A 14,600-nucleotide genomic window follows, 5' to 3' on the forward strand; every position below is an offset into this window, starting at 1 on the left:
CTCAAGCCTCCCCGTCCTTCCGCAGCCGGATGTACGCGAGCACCGCCTCACGCGTCGTCGCCACCCCCAGCGCCTTCCGCGCCGAGGCGATCCTGCGGTTCGCCGTCCGCAGCGACAGGTACTCCGCCGAGGCCGCGGCCGCGATCGTCTCGCCGTCGGCGAGCCGCGCCAGCAGCGCCGCCTGCTCGGTCGTGATCGGCGAGTCGGACTTCTCCTCGGCCGTCTCCCCGTCCTCGGCGCCCAGGGGGCCGATGCGGGCGAGGTCGTCGCGCAGGGCCCTGCCCACGTCGCCCCTCGGGTCGCAGATCGCCACGACTCCGGCGCCGCGCGCGGCCGCGTAGACCGCGAGCTTCGCCGTCTCCAGGTCGGCGACCCGCCCGAACAGCACGAGCTGTCTGGAACTGACGTCCCACGCCGGTTCCGGGAGGGCGAAGCCCTCCCTCGTACGCCAGCCGCCCCTGGCCAGCTTGCGGAGCACCCCGGTGGCGTCGGTGGAGTTCGCCACCACGTGCAGCGGCAGTACCGTCGTCATTCGATCACCCTCAACGCCCGTGCGGCCGCTTCGGTGCGGGTACGGGCCCCCAGTTTGCGCATACCGGCGCGGATATGGGTCTCCACCGTCTCGGCGGAAATGCCCAGCTGTCCGGCGATCCGCCGCGTCGGTTCCCCCTCGGCGACGAGGCGCAGGACTTCGCTCTCCCGGTCGGTGAGTTCGTCCCCTGCGCGCGCTCCACGGCGGTCGCGGCGTACGTGGTGTCGCCGCAGCGCCCGGCGCGCCCGTCCCGCGAGGACGACGAGGCCGGAGGCGTCGGCGAGCTCCTCGGCGGCCAGCAACGGCGGTGTGGCGTCCTCCGCGGTCGCGGCGTGCAGCCCGGCCGCGAGGAGGCAGCGGACGCGTTCGCGCAGCGACAGGTCCTGCCAGGCGCCCGCGGCGGCGGTGAAGTCCTCGGCCGACGCGCTGCGCCAGGCCGAGAGGGTGGCGCGCACGGCGGGCGGGAACGGCGGATCGCCGTCGGCTTCGAGTGCGGTGGCGCCGTCGAAGACGGCCCATTGCGCGGTGATGCGCGCGAGGCCGTCGACGATGGGGACCGCGACGGGGTCGACCGACAGGCCGTTCGATCCGGCGCGTTCGGGCTGGTTGTCGAGCCAGGCGGTTTCGCGGGCAACCCATTCGACGACGGCGGCGGCCGAGGGCGGGACGGCCGGGACTCCCGCGAGGCGTGCTCGGGCGGAGCGCAGGGCGCCGGTGTCGGCGTCGGCGAGTGCCGCGGCGGCGGCCGCGTAGCCGTGCGCGGCTGCGGGGAGGGTGCGGTCGATGAGGTCGCCGGCGAGGTGGGTGACCTCGTCGAGGCCGCTGCCGTGCAGGGCGCGGCACCACAGTTCGGCGGCGAGGAAGCGGGTCTGCCAGCTGTAGGCGAGGTCGCCGGCGCAGGCCGCGGCGGCGCGTTCGGCGACGACGGCGGCCTCGGCGAGGCGGCCGTCGGCGACGAGGGTCTCGACGAGCAGCCAGCCGCTCCAGCGGGCGGAGAGGTCGTCTCCGGCACGTCCGGCGGTGGCCGCCGCGGTGGCCAGGGCGCTCTCCCAGCCTTGGCGGCGGGCACCCGCGTGGGCGGCGGCGACGGCCGCGCGCAGGCCGGGGTGTTCGGGGTCGGCGCCGTGCCGCGCGGTGATGTCGGCGACGAGGGTGGCGACGGCCTCGGCGTCGGCTCCCCGGGGCGCGAGGGCGGCGAGGAGGGAGATGCGGTCGGCTCCGGCGCTGTGCGGCTCGGCGAGGCCGGCGATCTCGGCCTCGGCGGCGGTGACGTCGCCGAGGTGGACGTGGGCTTCGGCGCGCAGGAGGAGGGCCTCGTCGCCGTCGCGCCAGTCGCCGAGGGCGCGCAGGGCCGCGCGGGGGCGGCCGACGGTGAGCGCGATGCGGGCGGCGGCCTGGCGGACCTGTGGGGCCGGTTGGACGCCGGGCAGGCCGCAGGCGAGGAGCAGCAGGTCGGCGCGCTCACCGGCGGTGGTGGCGGCCTTGGCGGCGACGAGCGCGCGCTGGTGGGCCGACACGTCGTCGCCGGCGGCGGCGAGGTGGCGGGCCGCGGCGGCGTCGTCGCTGGAGAGTTCGGCGAGGCGCCGGTGGAGCCCGGCGCGTTCCTCGCCGGACAGCATCCCGGCGGCGACCTCGGCGACGTAGGGCGACACGGGCGTGAGGAGGTCGTCGGTCTCGGTGACCAGGCCGGCCTCGACGAGCGTGGGTGCGCCGGGTCCGAGCAGTCTCGTGGGCGCCGGGCGGCCGAGCAGCCCCAGGGCCGCCATGGCGGTCCGGGCCGGGCGGGGCAGGTCGGCGAGCGCGGTGGCGATGTGGTGGGCGACGGTCTGCGCGTCGGGTCCGGTCTCGGCGGTCGCCTCGGCCCCGGGGCTGGTCTGGGCGTGGCGCGCGAGCGCGATGACGGCGAGGGGGTTGCCGCCCGCCCGTTCGACGATGGCTCGGACGGTGACGCGGTTGATGCCGGGGGCGGTGGTCGTGGCGAGGGCCTCGGCCTGTTCGGCGGGCAGCGCGGGTACGGCCAGGAACGAGGCGCCGGCCAGGCGCGCGACGGCCTCCTCGGGCAGCCGGTGCGGGGTCCGCAGGGCGGCGACGACGCGGCAGTGCTGGGCCAGCAGGGGCAGGACGGCGAGGGTGACCGGGTCGGCCCACTGGAGGTCGTCGATCACGAGCAGACCGCCGCGGATGCGCGAGCGGACCGCCTCGGTGCACAGGGCGACGTCGTCGACCGGCAGTTTCGCCCGGACCGCGCGGGCGAGCGCGAGCCCCGGGCTGGTGTGCAGGATCGCGAGCCCTCCCCCGAGGTGCACCGGCCCTCTGAATCCGGCCGCGACACGCCGGAGCATGGTCGTGCGCCCGGCGCCCGGGGCGCCGGTGAGGATCACCAGGCCGGGCTTGGCGAGCGTGGCGGCGACGGACGCGAGCAGACTCGCGTCCTCAGTTGTGGACATACGCGCGGAGCCGTCCTCGATGGCCGGTGTTGTCGCTGGCGGCCGGTCCATCGGCTGGTCCAAGACCGGCTGCTCGGCTCCTGGTACGTGCGGCACGTGGCTCCTCCCCCGCAAGGTGGCACGATTCAGGGATCCTGCGCGGGCAGGATATTCGTACTGTGAGGCCCTGGGCCATGGGGTGTGCGGTCGAAGTCTGGTCGGTTACAGGGTTGAAAACGGCGGAAGGGCTGGAAAACATGATTGTCGACGGCGGGTGTGACGGCAACTTGTGGACCGCCGTTACGATCAGATGTGCGACACCGGTGGCTGCCTGGTCGTCGGCAGCAGTGGTGTGCGCACGCCCCCTGTCGCGTCCTACCCGGTGAGTTGGCATTCGATGAATTCTGGTCCTCTCTCAAGTCGCGTCGCCGAGTTGTGCGCCGAAGTCGGTCCCCGGGTGGCGGGGTCCGCACAGGCCCAGCTCGCCGACATCAGCTCGCGAATCAGCCAGCCCCTGCGGGTGGCGATCGCGGGCCGGCTCAAGGCCGGCAAGTCGACGCTGGTCAACTCCCTCATCGGCCGCCGGGTCGCGCCCACCGAGGTCGGTGAGTGCACGCGACTCGTCACCCAATTCCGGTACGGTACCTCCGATCGTGTTGACGTGGTAAGACGCGACGGCTCGCGGCACAGCCTGCCGCTCGACGAGGCGGGCATGATCCCGCAGCGGCTCCAGGTTCCGCGCGACCAGATCTCCTATGTTGACGTCACTCTGACATCGGATCGACTGCGCGATCTGACGGTCGTCGACACACCGGGTCTGTCGTCGACGAACGAGTCCATCTCCGACGAGACCCGCAAGTTCCTCTTCGAGGCGCCCGTCGCCGACGACATCGACGACGACTCGCAGGGCGCGCTGTCGGGCGCCGACGCCATCGTCTACGTCTTCACCCAGTCGGTCCGCGAGGACGACGTGAAGGTCCTGGAGTCCTTCCGGACGATGTCCTCGCGCCTGTCGAGCAACCCGATCAACTCCCTCGGACTGTTCAACAAGATCGACAAACTGGCGCCGACCCCCAACGGCGATCCCTGGCCGGTCGCCGAGCCGCTGTCGCGCAGCCAGGCCAAGGTCATGCGCCGTGTCGTCTCCGACGTCGTTCCCGTCGTGGGCCTGCTCGCCGAGACCACCGAGGCCGGCCGCCTCACCGCCCAGGACTGCGAGGCGCTGCGTCAGCTCGCCAGCCTCCCGCTCACCGAGCGCCAGGTCCTGCTGGCCGCCGCGGGCCTGTTCGTGAGCCGCGACTGCCAGGTCTCCAAGGAGCAGCGTGAGCGGCTCCTGCGCCTGCTTGACCTCTACGGCATCAACTTCGCCGTGGCGCACCTGGCGTCCAACCCGACGATGGCCACCGGCGACCTGGTCCGGATGCTCTTCGCCGCCTCGGGCTTCCCGCGCCTGCGCCAGACCCTCGACCAGGCGTTCGCACTGCGCACCGACGCCATCAAGGCCGGTGGCGCGCTCGCCCGGATCGAGCAGATCGCCGGAGCGGCCGAGCGCATGCAGGACCGCGAGATGCTCCGCGACGCCATCGAGCGCGTCGTCCAGCAGCCCGCCTACCACCGCCTGCGTCTCCTCGAAGTCGCCCAGCAGGTCACCACCGGCGCGGTCGAGCTCCCCGAGCAGATGGAGGCCGAGATGACGAGGCTGGCCCTGTCGGAGAACTCCGCCTGGATCCTCGGGATGGCCGACGCCGCGCCCGAGATGCAGCGCAAGGCCGCCATCGAGGCCGCCACCCGGTGGCGTGCCTACGCGGTGGGCGGCGCGAGCCCCGCGCAGTCCCGCGTGGCCCACGTCGTCCACAAGGGATTCCACCTGCTCGCCCAGCGCCTCAGCGGCCAGACCGCCTACTGACGTCCCCCCGACCTGTACAGGAGCAATTTCATGTCGACTGCGCATCTGCGGCTCATCGCGATAGCCGTGACCGCGATCGCCGCCGCAATCACCGGTGTCGCCACCGGCCTCGTGGCCCCCAATGAGGATGGGAGCTTCGGGGTCAACGCCGCCCTCGCCGGATTCGGCGGCGCCGCCGTCACCGGTGTCCTGCTGCTGATCCTGCTCATCGCCGCGACGAAGAAGGCCGCCGCCGGTGCCGCCGAGCCCACGCTCGTCGCCGCCGACGACGCCGAGGCGCAGGCCGCCATCGCGAACCTCACCGTCCACGTCGACCAGCTCGCCGCCGAGCGCGCGGCCCTGGTCAACACGAGCGTGTACGTCCGCGACCGGGCCACCAGCAAGGCCATCGCCGACCGCATCGGCGCCGCCCTGCACGACGTCGGCGTGGTCACCCTCGCCCCGACCGGCATCCCCTTCGATCCCGCGCACCACGAGGCCGGCGGTAACGCCCCCACCCCGGACCCGGCCCACGTCGGCGTCATCGCCGCGGTCGAGGTGCCCGGCTATGTCGACCGGGGAACGCTCCTGCGCGCGCCCGTCGTGACCGTGTACCGCCAGAAGGAGGCGTAGCCCGATGACAGCCCCGGCAGCCAAACAGGCCGCGCCAGCGGCCGCGGCGGCCCCGAAGGCGGATCCCACCGCGGCCGTCGACAAGATGTGCCGCACGGCGGTCACCAACGCGCTGGCCACGCTCCGCAAGCTCGACGCGGACGCCGCCACCGACATCGACGTGCTGCGCCGCAAGGACGCGGGCCACCCGGCCATCGTCGTGGTCGGCGAGACCAAACGCGGCAAGAGCTCCCTGACCAACGCCCTGGTCGGCGTGCCCGGTCTGTCCCCCGTGGACGCCGCGGTCGCGACGAGCGCGTACATGGAGTTCATCCACGCCGCGCAGCCCGGCGTGCGGGCCTTCATCCCCGGCCAGGAGATCCCCACGCCGATCCAGTTCCACGACATCCGCAACTGGGGCACCGTGCTCGGGCAGCTTCCGCCCGGAACACGCCCGCCGCGGCGGCTGGAGATCTCCCACCCGGCCCCGCTGCTCCAGTACCTGTCGCTGGTCGACACGCCCGGCGTCGGCGGTCTCGACCCGGCGCACGCCGAGGTCGCCCTCGACGCCGTCGAGCGCGCCACCGCGCTGCTGTACGTCGTGGACGCCTCGGCGCCGTTCTCGAAGCCCGAGCTGGAGTTCCTCATCGAGGCCAGCAAGCGCGTCAACTTCGTGCTCTTCGCGATGACGAAGATCGACGCCTACCCGGGCTGGAAGACGATCCTCGAAGACGACATGTCGCTGCTGGCCACGCACGCGCCCCGGTTCGCGAAGGCACCCTGGTACCCGGTGTCGGCGCGGCTGGCCGAGATGGCCATCTCGATGCCGCCCGACGCCCGGCAGGCGCTGGTCACCGAGTCGCGCATCAGCGAGCTCCAGCACGCGCTGATCAAGCTCGCGAGCAAGGGCACGGTCCTCCAGCAGACGAACGTGCTGCGGGCCCTGCGCAGTGAGTACATCCGCCTCCGCATCAACGTGATGGAGGAGATGAAGTCGGCCGACCCCGACCCGAAGCTCACCGAGAAGCTCAAGGAAGACCGCAAGCGCGTCATGGGCATGAAGCGCAGCGAGACCAAGCACACCAACCTCGCGCTGCGCACCGAGATCCAGCGGGCCCGTGTCGAGGCGAACAGCCGCCTGCGCTCCTACGTCCAGAAGCTCCAGGAGGAGCTGCTGAACAAGGTCGACAAGGCCGACCGCGGCGACATCAAGAAGATGCCCGAGGAGGTCGACCGGGCGCTGCACGCGCTGTCGGTGCGGCTGAGCCAGGAGCTGGAGTACCGCTTCAAGGTCCTCGCCGAGCGGGTCCTCTCCCAGATCTTCGAGCCGACCGAGCTCCAGCAGGTCGTCGGCCGGATCAACGCGCAGCTGCGCATGGGCGTCGGCGCCAAGCCGCGCCGGGAGGGCAACGCCGACAACCTCATGCTCGTCACCGGTGTGGCCGGTACGGGCATGATGGCCGGCCGCGCGGTCATCGGCGGCGCGAGCGCCGGCGCGGCCGCGATCGGCATCGGCGGCGCCGCGGCGATCGCGATCCCGGTCATCGGCATCGGCCTCGGCCTGGCGGCCGGTGCGTTCATGCTCTACAAGCGCAAGGTGCAGGGCGACCGGCAGGCCGCGCGCGTGTGGGTCAAAGAGGTGCTCGGGGAGACCCGGGCGTCGCTGATGGACGAGCTCCAGCACCGTTTCGCCGAACTGGACTACGTCTTCAACATCGCCCTCGACGAGGCCCTTGAGAAGCGCGGCAACCAGCTCGACAAGCAGATCGCCGACACCGAGAAGGCTCTGCTCCAGGACAAGGAGACCCGGGGCAAGAAGAAGGCCGCGCTCACCAAGAAGAGCGAGGCCCTCGGCCTTAAGGTGAAGCAGCTCGAAGAAGTCCTGCTCAAGGCCCGGGCCGTGCTGCCCGCGGCTCCGGCGGCGAAGGGATAGATCATGAGCGACGACACCTGGCCCGACGGGGAGCCGTCGTTCGACGCCGAGGGCGGCGACGACGGTGCGGCGTGGCTCGACTCCGGCGAGGAACCCGAGTTCTCGTCGGAGCCGTCCGAGATCGACACCGTCGACCTGCAGCTCGGCGAGGACGACGAGCCGGGTGGCGCCGCGGAAGGCGACGGGGGCGGTGAGGATCTCGACGCCGGTCTCGACGAAGGCCTCGACCCGATCGACGCCGACCTCGCCCCCGACGACCCGGCCGACGACCCCGTGGGCGAGGACCCGTCGCTCGACGACGGTCCCTCCGCCGAGGAGACCACGTGGTTCGCCCCGGATCTGGCCGATGAGCCGGGTCTGGGCGCCGACCCCGACCACGACGACCTCGTCGACTCCGACGGGTGGGGCGCCGACGCGTTCCCGCCCGAACTGGACTTCGCCGACCCGCCCGAGCCGGTCGATGGTCTACCGTGGAGTGACCCGGCGATGCTGGGCGACATCAACGACGGCGTGATCGACACCGATCAGACCGAGTACGTCACGCCGGATGTCGGGGATCTGCTTGACTACTCGGGTGCCGAGGCACCCGCGGGCGGCGGGGACGTCTGGGCCGAGCTGCTCGGGAGTTCCGACCCGGCCACGTCCGGGCTCGCGCGCTGGTGGGCGCCGAGCCACTAGAAATCCACCCAGGGGGGCTGTGTGGGAGATTCGTCGAATCCGCTCGTCATCGTGGACGCGGCCAATGTGGTCGGTTCCGTGCCGGACGGATGGTGGAAGGACCGGGTGGGCGCCACGACGCGCCTGCGGGACCGCATCGCCGGTCTCGCCGGTGACGGCGTACGCGACGCGTCGGTGCCGGAGTGGGCCGCTCAGGGGCCCGTCGAGGTGGTCATGGTCGTCGAGGGCAAGGCCCGCGGTGTCACGGCGACCGAGACTGTCTCGGTGGTCTCGGCTCCGGGCAGTGGGGACGACGCGATCGTCGATCTGGTCGCCGGGGCGGCGCCTCGGCCGACGCTCGTGGTGACCGCCGACCGCGCGCTGCGTGATCGTGTCATGGCCTTGGGTGCGGTGATAACCGGACCGCGGAGCATCAACCGTATCGGTAATAACTAGGCGGTTCGGCTTGCCTATCGTGCCGACCGCACGGCATTGTGGTATCTGACGTCGATCTGACAGACCGTCGATCAACATGGACGATCAGCAGAAAGAGTGGGGCGCACGTCTCTCACCGTCTCCTCAGTGGAGGTTCGGGTGTCCGAACCCGACTACTACCAGATCATGGGTGTTGCCCCGGCGGCCGGGACCAGTGAGATCCGGCGCGCCTGGCGACGCCGTGTGCGCGATGCCCATCCCGACGCCGGCGGCGACCCGGGCGAGTTCCATCTGCTGCAACAGGCCCTGGCGACCTTGACCGACCCGCAGCTGCGCCTGGAGTACGACACGGCGCGGACCGGGCGGCGTCCGGCGTGGCTCCAGTCGACGCGTTCGGGACGGCACGCCAAGGGGCGCCGGGTCCGCGGCTGGCGGGTGGACCGCCGGACGCCCGCGACTCCCGCGCAGGAGTCCTCCGGTGACGTCCTGCCGCGTCCGTGGCACGCCGACATCAAGGCGACACGGCGGGTGCGGACGAGTCCTTCGGCGGGGCGGCACGCGATCGTCACCGGCCTGCTGGTGACGGGGTGGGTCCTGGTAGGGATCCTGGCGGGGCTGCGGGCGTTGTCCGCGCTGCGTTCCGACCCGGGCTTCGGCGACATGATCGTCTACACGGGAGTCATCCCGTGGGTGTTGCTGAGCATGGTCGTGGCGACGGTGTGGAGCGTGCGGCAGACGCCCGGCTCCTCGCGGACGGTCCACATGGCCTTCGCCTGCTGCGCGGTGGGCGCGGTCGTGATCGCGTGGGCGTCGAGTTTCAGCACCGGCGGTGTCCTGCTCGCCCTGCAGTTGCTGGGGCTGGCGCTGGTGCCGTGGTCGGTGGGCAGGCTGCGGGCGGCGCTGCGCCTGCGCGCGGTGACCCTCGCCGCGATCAAGGAGTTCAACGCCTTCGGCCCGGCGGGCGCGAAACCGCGGGCCGACCGGCACACCGGCGCGGTTCTGCGCGAACTGCTCGCGCAGCTGCCCGCCGCTCGCCTGTTCGTGCGGGTCCCGGTGGGCTCGCTGCGGGTCGAGTACACCGTCACCTGTGGGAACCGGGTGGCCCTCATCAGCCATCCGCAGCCGCGCAGCCCGCGCGACACCGGCGCCGAGACCCTGTCGGATGTCGTCGGCGACGTCGCGGAGCTGCTGGGCGGGGCGACCGTGCGTGGTTTCGTGGTCTGGTCGCACCTGCCTCCCGACCATCCCGGGGGTGACGAGGCCGTCCGGCACATCACCGCGCCCGACGCGACCGCCGAGATCGGCCGCTGGCTGGCCGCCGAGCCCTACACGCTGCATCTGCCGACGATCCGGCGGCTGCGCGACCGGCTCGCCTCGGGTCCGCCCGCCGAACCGCCGTCCGACCCGAACGTCCACGATGGCGCCAAGGACGCCGTGGGCGTCCACTGAATCCGTCACCGGAGCGATTGTTAAGGTGAGCCTTCCCTAACTTCGATCTCCATAGTGGGGGTTCCACTGACACCTCCGGCAGCCGTGCCCGCGCACCTGCGCGGCGCGTACGAGTCCGCCCTCCCCGGCGCCGCGACGGCCGTCGCCGAGGCCCTGCGCAGGGCGTCGGCCTTCGAGCCGCTCCCCTTCGTCGGAGCGACCGTCACCGATCCCGGCGACCTCGCCGCCGCCCTCGCGAAGGGTTCGCCGCACGCCGGGGAGTTCACCGCCGACGTCGCCGAGTCGGTCCGCAACCTCGCGCTGTCCCGCGCCGGCGCGGCGGCGGCGTGGCCGGAGGTGACCGGGAACGTCTTCGCGTGGGCCGCCGGGCTGCCCGATCCACTCGTCTTCTTCGAACAGTCCATCGTGGACGGGCACCCGAAGCACCCGCTCAAGCGGACCAGGCGCGGCATGAGCGTCGAGGAGCAACTGGCCTACGCCCCCGAGCACCGGCCGAAGGTCGGGATCGTCTGGCAGCCCCTCCCCCACGGCCACGACGGCTTCTCCTGGCCGTACAGGGGGCTCCCGATGCATCCGTGGCAGCACGAGCACCTCGCCGCCGCCTTCGATCTGCCGCCCGCGCCGCCCGAACGCGAGACGGCCCTGCCGCTGATGTCGCTGCGGACCTTCGCGCTCCCCGGACGGCCGGGTGTCCACCTCAAGACCTCCATCGACGTGCAGATGACCAGCGCCGTCCGCCGGGTTTCCCACGCGGCCAGGCACAACGGGCCGGTCCTGTCCCGGGTCCTGCCGAACCGCTACGGCGGCCGGGGTTTCGCGGTGCTTCGGGAACGCGCGTCACTCGCGGCCCTCGGGCCTGACGGCTCCCCGTCGCCCAGCCTCGCCGCCGTCATACGGCAGATGCCCGGGCTGCCCGCCGGTCAGATGGCCCTGCCCGTCGCGGCCCTGACCGCGCGGACACCGCATTCCCGGCTGTTCCTGGCCGAGGCCGTCGCCATGTCCGGGCTGCGCCCGGGCGAGTGGTGGACGCGACTCGCCGAGACCCTCGTTCCCGAGCCACTCAAGCTCGCCGGCCGAGGCGTCGGACTGGAGGCCCACGGCCAGAACCTTCTGCTGGTCCTGGAATGGGGCGTCCCGGTCGGGCTGCTCTATCGCGACTTCGGCGGCGTCCGCGTCCTCCATGGAGCGATCGGTCACCAACTCGCCGGGGACATCCCGACCGGCGACCCCGCCGAAGTCCACCGGACCCTCCTGGGTTCGCTGTTCTCGGTCGTCCTCACCGACCTGGCCGAGTCCTTCACCGCGAGCTACGAGATCCCGGGCGGGAAACTCTGGGGCGCGGTCGCCGCCGTCATCGATCGCCTCGACCTCCCCGCGCCATTGCTGACCGCACTCCGCGCCGAGACCCTCCCCGTCAAGGCGCTCACCGCGATGCGCCTCGCCGACGACCAGCTCGATCCCATCTGGGCACCCGTCCCCAACCCGCTGGCGGCAGGCACATGACCGTCGACCCCCAGGCGTTGGCCCCCGAGCTGCGGGCGGCCTTCCACGCGCACCTGCCCGCGTCGGCCGCGCACGTTCGCGGCAGCGTCCTCGCCGCCGCCTGGCGGGAGGACATCGGCGGCATCCGCACCACCGCCGACGTCGACGGCGAACGCGTCACGGCCGCGCTTCCGGCCGGTCGGCTGGAGTTCCTCGCCGACGCCCACGCCTTCGACCAGATCACCCCGCACGGGCCGCTGAGGCTCACCAAGGCCGGTGAGACCGCCGAGATCACCGACCCCGCCGCGCTCCTCGCGCTGCTCGGGCTGACCGAACCGGTCGACGCCGAGGTCGCCGACGCCACCGGGAACCTCGCGCTGGCCCTCGCCCGCCGCGAACAGGCCGATGTGGACCTGCGGCGGACCGCCGAACGGCTCGGCGTCTCGTCCTCGGTGGAGCTGGCGGCCGCCTTGCGCGCGTCGTCGGCGGACTTCGAACCCTGCCTCTTCTTCGAGCGCCTGGCGACCTTCGGGCACCACCTCCACCCGTGTGCCCGCACCCGCCTGGGCATGGACACCGCCGACCTCCTCGCCCACGACCTGGAAGGCCCCGGAGCACCCCTGCGCTTCCTCGCCGTACCGGCCGAACGAATCCGCGTCAGCGGCGGCGCCGACCCCGTTTCCCGCCTGCGGGAAACCCACCCGGGCCTCGACAAGGCGCTGTCGGCGGCCGGACCGCGCCCCGGCGAGATCGTCATCCCCGTCCACCCGTGGCAGTACGAATCGGTCGTCCGCCGCCGCTACGCCTGGATGTTCACCGCCGGAAGCCTCCGCGAGCTGCCCGGGGTATCCCTGCAAGCCGCGCCGACCATCTCACTGCGCACGCTCGTGACTGGGCCGGGCGCCGCCGGACGCCGCTGGCAGGTCAAATGCGCCCTCGACGTGCAGATCACCTCCACCCGCCGCACCATCTCGGCGGCCACCGCCCACAACGGACCCTCGGTGTCGGCCGAGCTCAGCCGCATCGTCGACGCCGACCCCCTGCTGGCCGGCAAGGTCGGCGTGCTCCCCGAACTGGCCGGGGTCAGCATGATCGGCGAAGGAAGGATCGGCCGCGACTTCACCTCCGTCCTGCGCGCCGGGATCGGTGAGGTCACCGGGCCCGGCGAGCTCCCGGTGCCGGGATGCGCGCTCCCGGCGCGCTCGCCGGTCAGCGGGGGAAGCGTCCTCGCCGAACTCGTCGCCGAACACGCCTCCGGGCACGGACTCGCCTCCGGTGAGGCCGCCGCCGACTTCCTGGAGCGCTACGCCCGGCTCCTCGTGCCGCCCGTGCTGCGGCTGGCGGCGCTCGGCGTCGGGCTGGAGGCTCATCTCCAGAACACCATCCCCGTCTTCGTCGGCGGAACGCCCGTCCGGATGCTGTTCCGCGACTGGGGAGGCGCACGGCTGCATCTCCCCCGCATGCGCGCCGCCGGGCACGAACTCGACCTGTTCCCCGGCTCCGTCGTGGCCACCGAGGATCTCGGCACCATGCGCGCCAAGGTCGCCTACACGACCTTCCAGAACCACCTCGCCGAACTCATCCGCCTGCTCGCCGCCGAATGCGGCCTGCCGGAGGACGCGGCCTGGCGGCTCGTGCGCCGGATCGTCGCCGGCTCCCCCGCCCCGGCGGCCGACCGCGAGTTCTTCACCGCGCCGACACAGCCCCACAAGGCCCTGCTGACCATGCGGGCCGGCGGCGACGGCGACCGCTACATCCCCGTCGCGAGCCCGTTGCACGGACGGGACTGAACATCCCGTGTGGACACCGATGACCGGTTCGCCCCCGCGCGCCGGGCGGGAAACGGTAGTGTGCTCGATCCCAGACCGAAGGGAGCGGGCATGACGATCCCCGCCGGCGTGCTCGCCGCCATCGGCGAGTCCGCCCGCCCGGTGTGCGTCTACGTCTACGACCTCGACGCCTTCACCGAACGCATCGCCGCCACCCGCGCGGCCCTGCCGCCGGGCACGCGGCTGATGTACGCGATGAAGGCCAACCCCTTCCCCGCCGTCGTCGCCCGGGCCGCCCACGAGTGCGACGGGATCGAGGTAGCCTCCGGCGGCGAACTGACCCTCGCGCTCACGATGGGTGCCCGCTCGATCGTCTTCGGCGGGCCGGCCAAAACCGACGAGGAACTCGCCGCCGCCATCGACGCCTCCGTGCGCGTGGACCTCACCGTCAACGTCGAGAGCGTCCACGAGGCCCGCCGTCTCGACCGGCTGGCGAGCGCGACGGGCCGGGTCGTCCCGGTCGCGCTGCGCGTCAACCGGCGCGCGGCCGTCCCCGAGGGCAGTCACCAGATGACGGGAACGCCGACGCCTTTCGGCATCGACGTCGCCGAACTGCCCGCCGCCGTCGAGCTGGTCCGGGGCCAGCCCGGACTCGACTTCCGGGGCTGGCACCTGCACGCGATGTCGAACAACCTCGACGCCGACGCCCACGCCGACTTCATCGCCGGTTCGCTGCGTTTCGCGCGCTCGGCCGAGCGGCGCCTTGGCGTCTCGGCCCGCGTCCTCAACATCGGCGGCGGGATCGGCGTCGATCCGGCCGGGGGCCGCGACTTCGACCTCGCCCGCTTCGCCGCCCGCGCCCGGCGGCTCGGCCGCGGCGGACCCGAACTGGTCGCCGAACCCGGGCGCTACCTGATCGGGGAGGCCGGGTGGTACGCCGCCGAGGTCCTCGACCTCAAGCGGAACCACGGCCGCACCTTCGCCGTGCTGCGCGGCGGGACCCACCATTTGCGACTCCCGGCGGCCTGGGGTTACAGCCATCCCGCCGAGGTGCTGCCCGTCGAGGAGTGGGACTACCCGTGGCCGAGACCTGAGGTGACCGACACGGTAGTGGACGTCACGGGCGAGCTCTGCACACCACGTGATGTGCTCGCCAGAGGCCTCCCCGTGGGGCGGTTGCGGGTCGGCGACGTACTGGTGTTCGGGCGGGTCGGAGCCTATGGCTGGTCCATTTCGCACCATGACTTCCTGAGCCACCCACATCCCGAAATGCGGGTCGTCGTTGACCAGTCGGGGGATGGGACCTCATCCGGATGAGGCCCTACACTAGGCCGGTCCGTGCGCGCCGGAGAAGTCACCGCAGGTGAACGGCACATCACCGGAGGCCGCGCGGTCTTGAGGATTCACACGCTTAGCGGTG

General features: G+C 72.7%; 11 protein-coding genes. 9 read left to right on the forward strand and 2 right to left on the reverse strand.

What is annotated here, in order from left to right; all coding sequences use genetic code 11:
- Window position 1: 1 nt before the first annotated feature.
- Entirely contained in the window at window positions 2-532 is a 531-nt protein-coding gene (locus tag HNR73_RS18000) for a LuxR family transcriptional regulator (protein ID WP_184788649.1), read from the reverse strand.
- A complete protein-coding gene (locus HNR73_RS18005) occupies window positions 529-2,979 on the reverse strand; it encodes a LuxR C-terminal-related transcriptional regulator (protein ID WP_184788650.1) in 2,451 nt (816 codons plus the stop codon). Before HNR73_RS18005 ends, HNR73_RS18000 begins: the two co-directional genes overlap by 4 nt.
- Window positions 2,980-3,415: 436 nt before the next feature.
- On the opposite strand from HNR73_RS18005, the gene HNR73_RS18010 reads away from it, so the two are divergent.
- The 9 genes from HNR73_RS18010 (at window position 3,416) to HNR73_RS18050 (ending at window position 14,497) form a co-directional block, all read left to right on the forward strand.
- Window positions 3,416-4,864 carry a dynamin family protein gene (locus HNR73_RS18010; protein ID WP_239122429.1) on the forward strand — a complete coding sequence of 483 codons (1,449 nt, stop codon included), beginning with the start codon at window positions 3,416-3,418 and terminating at the stop codon, window positions 4,862-4,864.
- Window positions 4,865-4,894: 30 nt separating this feature from the next.
- Complete coding sequence (grpE, locus tag HNR73_RS18015) at window positions 4,895-5,476, forward strand: nucleotide exchange factor GrpE (RefSeq protein ID WP_184788652.1); 582 nt, start codon at window positions 4,895-4,897, stop codon at window positions 5,474-5,476.
- 4 nt (window positions 5,477-5,480) lie between these two features.
- Complete coding sequence (locus HNR73_RS18020; RefSeq protein WP_184788653.1) at window positions 5,481-7,388, forward strand: dynamin family protein; 1,908 nt, start codon at window positions 5,481-5,483, stop codon at window positions 7,386-7,388.
- A 3-nt stretch (window positions 7,389-7,391) separates the two neighbouring features.
- Entirely contained in the window at window positions 7,392-8,066 is a 675-nt protein-coding gene (locus HNR73_RS18025) for a hypothetical protein (RefSeq protein ID WP_184788654.1), read from the forward strand.
- Between the two features lie 21 nt (window positions 8,067-8,087).
- Window positions 8,088-8,501, forward strand: coding sequence for an NTP pyrophosphohydrolase (locus HNR73_RS18030; RefSeq protein ID WP_184788655.1), 414 nt, complete (start codon window positions 8,088-8,090; stop codon window positions 8,499-8,501).
- Between the two features lie 138 nt (window positions 8,502-8,639).
- Window positions 8,640-9,929, forward strand: coding sequence for a J domain-containing protein (locus tag HNR73_RS18035; protein ID WP_184788656.1), 1,290 nt, complete (start codon window positions 8,640-8,642; stop codon window positions 9,927-9,929).
- A gap of 54 nt (window positions 9,930-9,983) precedes the next feature.
- A complete protein-coding gene (locus tag HNR73_RS18040) occupies window positions 9,984-11,432 on the forward strand; it encodes an IucA/IucC family protein (protein ID WP_184788657.1) in 1,449 nt (482 codons plus the stop codon).
- Window positions 11,429-13,201 carry an IucA/IucC family protein gene (locus tag HNR73_RS18045; RefSeq protein ID WP_184788658.1) on the forward strand — a complete coding sequence of 591 codons (1,773 nt, stop codon included), beginning with the start codon at window positions 11,429-11,431 and terminating at the stop codon, window positions 13,199-13,201. Before HNR73_RS18040 ends, HNR73_RS18045 begins: the two co-directional genes overlap by 4 nt.
- 90 nt (window positions 13,202-13,291) lie before the next feature.
- Window positions 13,292-14,497: an alanine racemase gene (locus HNR73_RS18050; RefSeq protein WP_184788659.1), complete on the forward strand. Its 1,206-nt coding sequence runs from the start codon at window positions 13,292-13,294 to the stop codon at window positions 14,495-14,497.
- Window positions 14,498-14,600 lie beyond the last annotated feature (103 nt).

Source organism: Phytomonospora endophytica, from assembly GCF_014202425.1.
Classification (GTDB): Bacteria; Actinomycetota; Actinomycetes; order Mycobacteriales; family Micromonosporaceae; genus Phytomonospora; species Phytomonospora endophytica.

Bases quoted from the DNA above. Each gene is read 5' to 3' on its own strand.
- HNR73_RS18000 (WP_184788649.1), bottom strand. From the start codon at position 532: ATGACGACGGTACTGCCGCTGCACGTGGTGGCGAACTCCACCGACGCC.
- HNR73_RS18005 (WP_184788650.1), bottom strand. From the start codon at position 2,979: ATGTCCACAACTGAGGACGCGAGTCTGCTCGCGTCCGTCGCCGCCACG.
- grpE (WP_184788652.1), top strand. From the start codon at position 4,895: ATGTCGACTGCGCATCTGCGGCTCATCGCGATAGCCGTGACCGCGATC.
- HNR73_RS18020 (WP_184788653.1), top strand. From the start codon at position 5,481: ATGACAGCCCCGGCAGCCAAACAGGCCGCGCCAGCGGCCGCGGCGGCC.
- HNR73_RS18025 (WP_184788654.1), top strand. From the start codon at position 7,392: ATGAGCGACGACACCTGGCCCGACGGGGAGCCGTCGTTCGACGCCGAG.
- HNR73_RS18045 (WP_184788658.1), top strand. From the start codon at position 11,429: ATGACCGTCGACCCCCAGGCGTTGGCCCCCGAGCTGCGGGCGGCCTTC.
- HNR73_RS18050 (WP_184788659.1), top strand. From the start codon at position 13,292: ATGACGATCCCCGCCGGCGTGCTCGCCGCCATCGGCGAGTCCGCCCGC.